The sequence below is a fragment of the Pseudomonas sp. NPDC088885 genome (assembly GCF_044750025.1).
GTDB lineage: Bacteria > Pseudomonadota > Gammaproteobacteria > Pseudomonadales > Pseudomonadaceae > Aquipseudomonas > Aquipseudomonas rustica.
In genome coordinates this window covers 1-7020 of sequence record NZ_JBIVJB010000150.1, presented here as the reverse complement: position 1 = coordinate 7020, position 7020 = coordinate 1, and the positions used below count along the sequence as shown (strand labels likewise).

The 7020-nt window shown below is 59.2% G+C and carries 7 protein-coding genes; 3 read left to right on the top strand and 4 right to left on the bottom strand.

Annotation, left to right across the window (positions count from 1 at the left end; genetic code table 11):
* From crcB to ACIP1X_RS27155, 4 genes are all read right to left on the bottom strand, one after another.
* Window positions 1-244: fluoride efflux transporter CrcB (gene crcB / locus ACIP1X_RS27170; protein ID WP_400755817.1), on the bottom strand; the 244-nt coding region annotated here is incomplete at its 3' end.
* Window positions 244-1566 carry a replication-associated recombination protein A gene (locus tag ACIP1X_RS27165; protein ID WP_400755816.1) on the bottom strand — a complete coding sequence of 441 codons (1323 nt, stop codon included), beginning with the start codon at window positions 1564-1566 and terminating at the stop codon, window positions 244-246. The genes crcB and ACIP1X_RS27165, both read right to left, overlap by 1 nt.
* 196 nt (window positions 1567-1762) lie before the next feature.
* Window positions 1763-2383, bottom strand: a complete 621-nt coding sequence (lolA, locus tag ACIP1X_RS27160) for an outer membrane lipoprotein chaperone LolA (protein WP_053121592.1) — start codon at window positions 2381-2383, stop codon at window positions 1763-1765.
* A 67-nt stretch (window positions 2384-2450) separates the two neighbouring features.
* Window positions 2451-4859 carry a DNA translocase FtsK gene (locus ACIP1X_RS27155; RefSeq protein ID WP_400755815.1) on the bottom strand — a complete coding sequence of 803 codons (2409 nt, stop codon included), beginning with the start codon at window positions 4857-4859 and terminating at the stop codon, window positions 2451-2453.
* A gap of 297 nt (window positions 4860-5156) precedes the next feature.
* Between ACIP1X_RS27155 and ACIP1X_RS27150 the strand changes: the two genes are divergently transcribed.
* The 3 genes from ACIP1X_RS27150 to ACIP1X_RS27140 all read left to right on the top strand — a co-directional run bounded on the left by ACIP1X_RS27150 (window position 5157) and on the right by ACIP1X_RS27140 (window position 6854).
* Window positions 5157-5345, top strand: coding sequence for a hypothetical protein (locus tag ACIP1X_RS27150; RefSeq protein ID WP_400755814.1), 189 nt, complete (start codon window positions 5157-5159; stop codon window positions 5343-5345).
* Window positions 5346-5408: 63 nt separating this feature from the next.
* Entirely contained in the window at window positions 5409-6089 is a 681-nt protein-coding gene (gene aat, locus ACIP1X_RS27145; RefSeq protein WP_400755813.1) for a leucyl/phenylalanyl-tRNA--protein transferase, read from the top strand.
* 57 nt (window positions 6090-6146) lie between these two features.
* A complete protein-coding gene (locus tag ACIP1X_RS27140; protein WP_053121598.1) occupies window positions 6147-6854 on the top strand; it encodes an arginyltransferase in 708 nt (235 codons plus the stop codon).
* The last annotated feature ends 166 nt before the right edge of the window (window positions 6855-7020 follow it).

Here is a 7020-nt window from a genome sequence, read left to right as displayed (position 1 = left end):
AAAAAGTCGTCAGCCCCCCGAGGAAGCCGACCATCAACCCGGCACGCACCTCGATCGGCACTTCCGGGCGTATCAAAAACAGGCCATACAACACGCCGATCAGCAGGCAGCCCACGATATTAACGGCCAGCGTCGCGGTATAGAAGTGCCGCGGCCAATTGGCGTTGATCCAATTGCCGGTGGCGAAGCGCAACAAAGTGCCAGCAACGCCGCCGGCAGACACCGCAATGATCAATGGAAGCACTATTTTCTCCGCTGCCGAGGGCTTAAACGGTCGAGTTGGGCGAGGTGGTTGAGCTTCTCGCCGATCTTCAACTCCAGGCCACGCGGCACCGGTTGGTAGAACGGGATCGGGTCGAGTTCGTCCGGAAAATAGTCTTCGCCGGCGGCATAAGCGTCCGGTTCATCGTGGGCGTAACGGTATTCGTCGCCGTAGCCCAACTGCTTCATCAATTTGGTCGGCGCGTTGCGCAAGTGCAGCGGCACTTCCAGCGAACCGTGTTCGGCGGCGGCGCGCAGGGCAGTTTTGAAACCCATGTACACCGCGTTGCTTTTCGGCGCGCAGGCCAGATAGGTGATGGCTTGCGCCACGGCAAGCTCGCCCTCCGGGCTGCCGAGGCGCTCCTGCACTTCCCACGCGGCGAGGCACAGGCTCAGCGCGCGCGGGTCGGCGTTGCCGATGTCTTCGCTGGCCATGCGCACCACGCGCCGGGCCAGGTACAGCGGATCGCAACCGCCGTCGATCATCCGCGCGAACCAGTACAGCGCGCCGTCGGGGTTGGAACCCCGTACGGATTTGTGCAGCGCCGAGATCTGGTCGTAGAACGCTTCGCCGCCCTTGTCGAAGCGCCGACGCGTATCGCCGAGCAGACTCTGCAACAGATCGATGCCCATCTCGCTGTTGTCGTCGGCCAGATCGGAAGCGTTTTCCAGCAGGTTGAGCAGACGCCGGCCATCGCCATCGGCGGCGGACAGCAGCATCTGGAAACCTTCATCGCTCAGGGTCAGATTGCGCTTGCCCAGGCCGCGCTCTTCGGTAAGTGCGCGATGCACCAGTTTGCGCAGCGCCGCTTCGTCGAGGCTTTTCAGCACGTAGACGCGGGCGCGCGACAACAAGGCGTTATTGAGTTCGAACGAAGGGTTTTCGGTGGTGGCGCCGATGAAGATCAGCGTGCCGTCTTCAACGTACGGCAGGAATGCGTCCTGCTGCGACTTGTTGAAACGGTGCACTTCATCGACGAACAGAATTGTGCGCTTGCCATACTGACCGGCCTGCTGCTTGGCGATTTCAACCGCCTGACGAATCTCTCTGACCCCGGCGAGTACCGCCGAAACCGTTTCGAAGTGCGCGTCCGAAACTTCCGCGAGCAACCGTGCCAGCGTGGTTTTACCCACGCCCGGCGGCCCCCAGAAAATCATCGAATGCAGGGCACCCTGCTCCAGCGCCTCACGCAGAGGCTTGCCGCGAGCGAGCACGTGCTCCTGACCGACGTACTCATCCAGATTTGTCGCCCGCAAACGCGCGGCCAGTGGCTGGGCAATCGGTGCACTGCGAAACAGATCCATCACGTAGCGTTGAAACCTCGCATTTTTCGAATACTGTGCAAAACCCTGTGGCGAGGGGATTTATCCCCGCTGGGCTGCGAAGCGGCCCCAAAAGCGACGACTGCTGCGCAGCCGAACGGGGATAAATCCCCTCGCCACAAAGAGCCCCTTAATACTAGGCCCTCTCCACAAGGGCCTCGGTACAAGGGGCCGTGGTTTATTCCTGGATCACATCCGCACCCTTTGGGATGTCGAACTTGAACTTGGAGGCCGGCACTGGCTCGTTGGCCTTCACCCCGGTGAACAGGATATTGGTGCGTTGGCCGACGCTGTCGATCAGTTGCATGTCGTTGAGCAAACCGTTGCGGAACGACAGGCGCAGGTTGTCGAACAGGGTGTCTTTGGTTTTCGGCTTCAGCGTGAAGTCGATCACGCCGCCCGCTTCTTTCGCGGTGATGTCGAAGCTCTGGCTGATCTTCGACACGTCACCGGACAACAACAGCGCCGGAGTCTGGGTCAGACGCTCGTCGAGCTTCTTGATGGTCGCCTGTTCCAGATCCGGATCCCACAGGGTGACTTTCTTGCCATCAGAGACCATGGTCTGCTCGGCCGGCGCATTGGTGTGCCAGTAGAACAGGCCCGGGCGCTGCAGGGTCATGTTGCCGGTGGTTTCCTGCAACTGGGTGCCGCCGCCGTCGAGGGTCAGCTGCGAGAAGTTGGCGGTCAGGGTTTTCGATGTTTCCAGCAATTGGGTCAGACGCGCCACGTCCTTGTCATCGGCGTGAGCCGTGAGGGTGGTCAACGCCAGTACTGGCAACAGCATGCGGATAAGACGCATGGGAGTCCTCTTGAATACTCGTTGGGAGAGCGGCGAGACATCATTGCCCCGCCTCTTGCTTCTGGATTCAGTCGCGAACCGGGCCCGGGGCCAGGACTTCACGCGAACCGTTGGTGTTCATTGAGGTGACGACCCCGGCCATTTCCATGGCTTCGATCATCCGGGCGGCGCGGTTGTAGCCAATCTTCAGCTTGCGCTGCACAGCAGAAATCGAGGCGCGACGGCTTTCGAGGACGAATTGCACCGCTTCGTCATACAGCGCGTCAGCTTCCGGATCATCGCCATCGCCGCCACCGCTGCTGCCCTCAAAGCCGCTGCCCGCCTCTTCGACACCGTTGAGGATGTCGTCGTTGTATTCAGGAGCGCCGCGCAGTTTCCACGCTTCCACCACACGGTGAACTTCTTCGTCGGAGACGAACGCGCCGTGAACCCGGATCGGCAGGCTGGTGCCCGGCGGCATGTAAAGCATGTCACCGTGGCCGAGCAATTGTTCGGCGCCGCCCTGATCGATGATCGTCCGGGAGTCGATCTTGCTCGACACCTGGAACGCCATACGCGTCGGAATGTTCGCTTTGATCAAACCGGTGATCACGTCCACCGACGGCCGCTGGGTCGCGAGGATCAAGTGAATACCGGCCGCACGCGCCTTCTGCGCGATACGGGCGATCAGTTCTTCAACCTTCTTGCCGACGATCATCATCATGTCGGCGAATTCGTCGACGACCACGACGATGGTCGGCAGCTTCTGCAACAGCGGCGCTTCGTCGTGGATGCTTTCGCGCTTGTACAGCGGATCGCTCAATGGCTCGCCGGCGTCCTGCGCTTCCTTGACCTTGGCGTTGAAGCCGGACAGATTTCGCACGCCCATCTTCGCCATCAGTTTGTAGCGGCGTTCCATCTCGGCAACGCTCCAGCGCAGGGCGTTGGCAGCGTCCTTCATGTCGGTCACGACCGGGCACAGCAGGTGCGGGATGCCTTCGTAGATCGACAACTCCAACATCTTCGGGTCGATCATGATCAGCTTGGCGTCTTCCGGGCCAGACTTGAACAGGATCGACAAGATCATCGCGTTCACGCCCACCGACTTACCGGAACCGGTGGTACCGGCCACCAGCAAGTGCGGCATCTTCGCCAGGTCAGTAATGACCGGCTTGCCGCCAATATCATGACCCAGCGCCAAGGTGACCGGCGATTTGAAGTTGTCGTACTCAGGCGTCGACAGCACTTCCGAGAAACGCACGATCTGCCGGTCTTCGTTGGGAATCTCGATACCGACCGTGGTCTTGCCCGGAATCACCTCAACCACCCGCACACTGGTCACGGCCAGCGAACGCGCAAGGTCTTTGGCGAGGTTGGCGATGCGGCTGACTTTGACGCCGGCGGCAGGCTGAATTTCGTAACGGGTAATTACCGGACCCGGGTGGATCGAGTCGACGGTCACTTCAACACCGAATTCCTTGAGCTTGATCTCCAGCAAGTGGCCGACCGCTGCCAGGGATTCCGGCGAGTAATTGAGTTGTTTCTTTTCCGCCGGATCGAGGATCGAGATCGGCGGCAAGGTGCCTTCCACGGCGCTGTCGACGAACAACGGCACCTGTTTCTCTTTCTGCACGCGCTTGCTTGGCTCGGGCGCTTTGGCCGGAGCGGGAGCAATCACTGGCGGAACCTGTTTCTCGCGATCGGACATGTGCTTGCTCAGCGCTTGCTCACGTTCGATCAGGCGTTCTTTGACTTTGGCCTGTTCGCGATTGTCGGTCACCGTCGGCGCGACCACGTCGTGCACGCGATCATCGACCTCACGCAGTTGCGCGACCAGTTGCTTGCGCTCAGTACGCGCCGACCACCAGCGATTGAGCGCGCCCTGGAACAGTTCAAACAGGTCGAGGGTGATCTTGCCGGTGATGTCCATCACCTTGAACCACGACAGGTCGGTGAACACCGTCAGACCAAACAGGAACAGCGCGATGAACAGCAATGTGCTGCCCTGAATGTTCAGTGCGTTCTTCGCCAGATTGCCGAGGCTTTCACCCAACGCACCGCCAGCACCGGCCGGCAGACCCGACGCGGCATGGAAATGCAAATGCGCCAGCGCAGCGCCGGACAGCACCAGAAACACCAGACCGATCAGGCGCCAGGAGAACAGCCAGCCGCTCCACTGCCACGGTTCGTGGCGTTGACGGAAGATCTGATAAGCCTTGATCGCCAGCAGCAACGGGAAGATGTAGGCGAAGTAACCCAGCACCATAAACAGGATGTCAGCGCTGTAGGAGCCCGCCGGGCCGCCGAAATTCTGTACGTCGTCGATCTTGCTGTTGTGGCTCCAGCCCGGATCGTCCTTGCCGTAGGTGAGCAAGGCCATCATCAGGAACAGGCACAAAGCGCCGATGGCGATCAATGCACCTTCCTTGAGCCGGTAGTGCAACTGTTGGCGCCAGAGCGGAACGACTGTTTTGGGTGCTGCGGTGGATTTCTTCAAAACGCTACTTTTCCTGCGCCAATGGCGCGTCCATCTATTGAATGACGATAAAAAACTGCCCAATCCAGGCAGGTAACAAAGTGAACGAGCGCAACTGAGACTACTTTTAACACTGCGCCGTGGCTTTTAAAAACACGGCACAACGCGAATATTCTGTAACAGCCCGGCATTGTACGGGTTTGTACGTGCGATGCCATGCTTCAAACCCCAGGGTAAAGCATAGTCAAGCACACAAAACCCGCGGGCCAATTTGAGCATGCATTACCTTTTGTGACAAAGGCTTATGAGGTGTATTTGATGAACGCAGCGAAGCATTCACGCCTGATCATCCTCAACTCCGGCCCGGCGCTGATGGAACGCTTGCATCAACACGCCACACGGGCTGCCATAGCGATCGTTTACGACCACAGCGTCGACGCCAAGTTGCAGCCGCGTCCATTCGGCTGCGTGAGCGAGCAGTCTCTGGACGACATTCCTGTCATTTAACGGCACACTTTATCGCGGGCCGAACAGCCCGCCCCGCCCTCCCCTTCTGCAAGCCTGGATGCCATGCTGACTTGGTTACAACGCAACTCCCTGACTTTTCCGCCATTGGAAAAGGCCATGCGCGAACCCAACGGATTGCTCGCCGCCGGTGGTGATCTGTCCGCCGATCGTTTGGTTCAGGCGTATCGTCATGGCTGCTTTCCGTGGTTTTCCGAAGGCCAGCCGATTCTCTGGTGGTCTCCGGATCCGCGCACGGTGATGTTTCCCGACGAACTGCACGTCTCGCGCAGCCTCGGCAAACTCCTGCGCAAGGAACGCTACCAAGTCACCTTCGATAAAGACTTCGACGCCGTCATTCGCGCCTGCGCCGCACCCCGCGATTACGCCGATGGCACATGGATCACCGAAGCGATGCAGGACGCCTACGTTGAATTGCATCGACGCGGCTTCGCCCATTCGGTGGAGGTTTGGGATCAGGGCGAACTGGTCGGCGGCCTGTATGGGTTGGCGATGGGTCAACTGTTCTTTGGCGAGTCGATGTTCAGCCGCGCCGACAACGCCTCCAAGTACGGTTTCGCCACGCTGGTGCGCCATCTGCAAGATTCGGGTTTCGTGCTGATTGACTGCCAGATGCCGACCGATCATCTGCACAGCCTTGGCGCCCGCTCGATTCCCCGTCAGGAATTTGCTGACTATCTGGCCCGACACCTGGATCAACCCAGTCGCGCCACTTGGGTTTGCTGAGCGACTTTTGCGCGCGTGGCTTACACTTAATTCACCAGCTTATCCCGAGGGTTGATCATGACCGAGTTGGCGCGTCTGAAGTTCTATGCCACTCAACCTCACTCTTGCAGTTATCTGCCTGAGGAGCAGGCTACCACCCTGTTTCTCGACCCGAGTCAGCCCATGGATGTGCATGTCTACGCAGACCTGTCGGAAATGGGCTTTCGTCGCAGCGGCGATCATCTGTACCGTCCGCATTGCCAGAATTGCAATGCGTGCGTGCCTGCGCGCATCCCCGTCGCACAGTTCACCCCCAATCGTCAGCAGAAACGCATTTTCAAGCGCAACGCCGATTTACAGGTGCGCCCGGTCAAACCGCAATTCAGCGAAGAATATTTCGATCTATATCAGCGCTACATCGAACAGCGCCATGCCGACGGCGACATGTATCCGCCGAGCCGTGATCAATTCTCGACGTTTCTGGTGCGTGATCTGCCCTTCTCGCGTTTTTATGAGTTTCGTCTCGACGGACGGTTGCTCGCCGTGGCGGTGACCGATTTGCTGCCCAATGGCTTGTCGGCGGTGTACACCTTTTACGAACCGGCAGAAGAACGCCGCAGCCTGGGCCGCTTCGGCATCCTCTGGCAGATCAGCGAGAGCCAGCGTCTGGGGCTGGAGGCGGTTTACCTTGGTTACTGGATCAAGAACTGCAAAAAGATGAACTACAAAACCCAATATCGCCCCATCGAACTGCTGATTAATCAGCGTTGGGTCATCCTCAACTAAACCAAAGCCCTAAACCCCTTGGCGTAAACCCCATTTTTCGGGCACAATGCACGCCGCTTTTGCCTGGCGCAGTTGCACCGGGCCATTCATTGGATACCGAGGGCTTTACTGCATGTCGAAAGAAGACAGCTTCGAAATGGAAGGCACTGTCGTCGACACCCTGCCC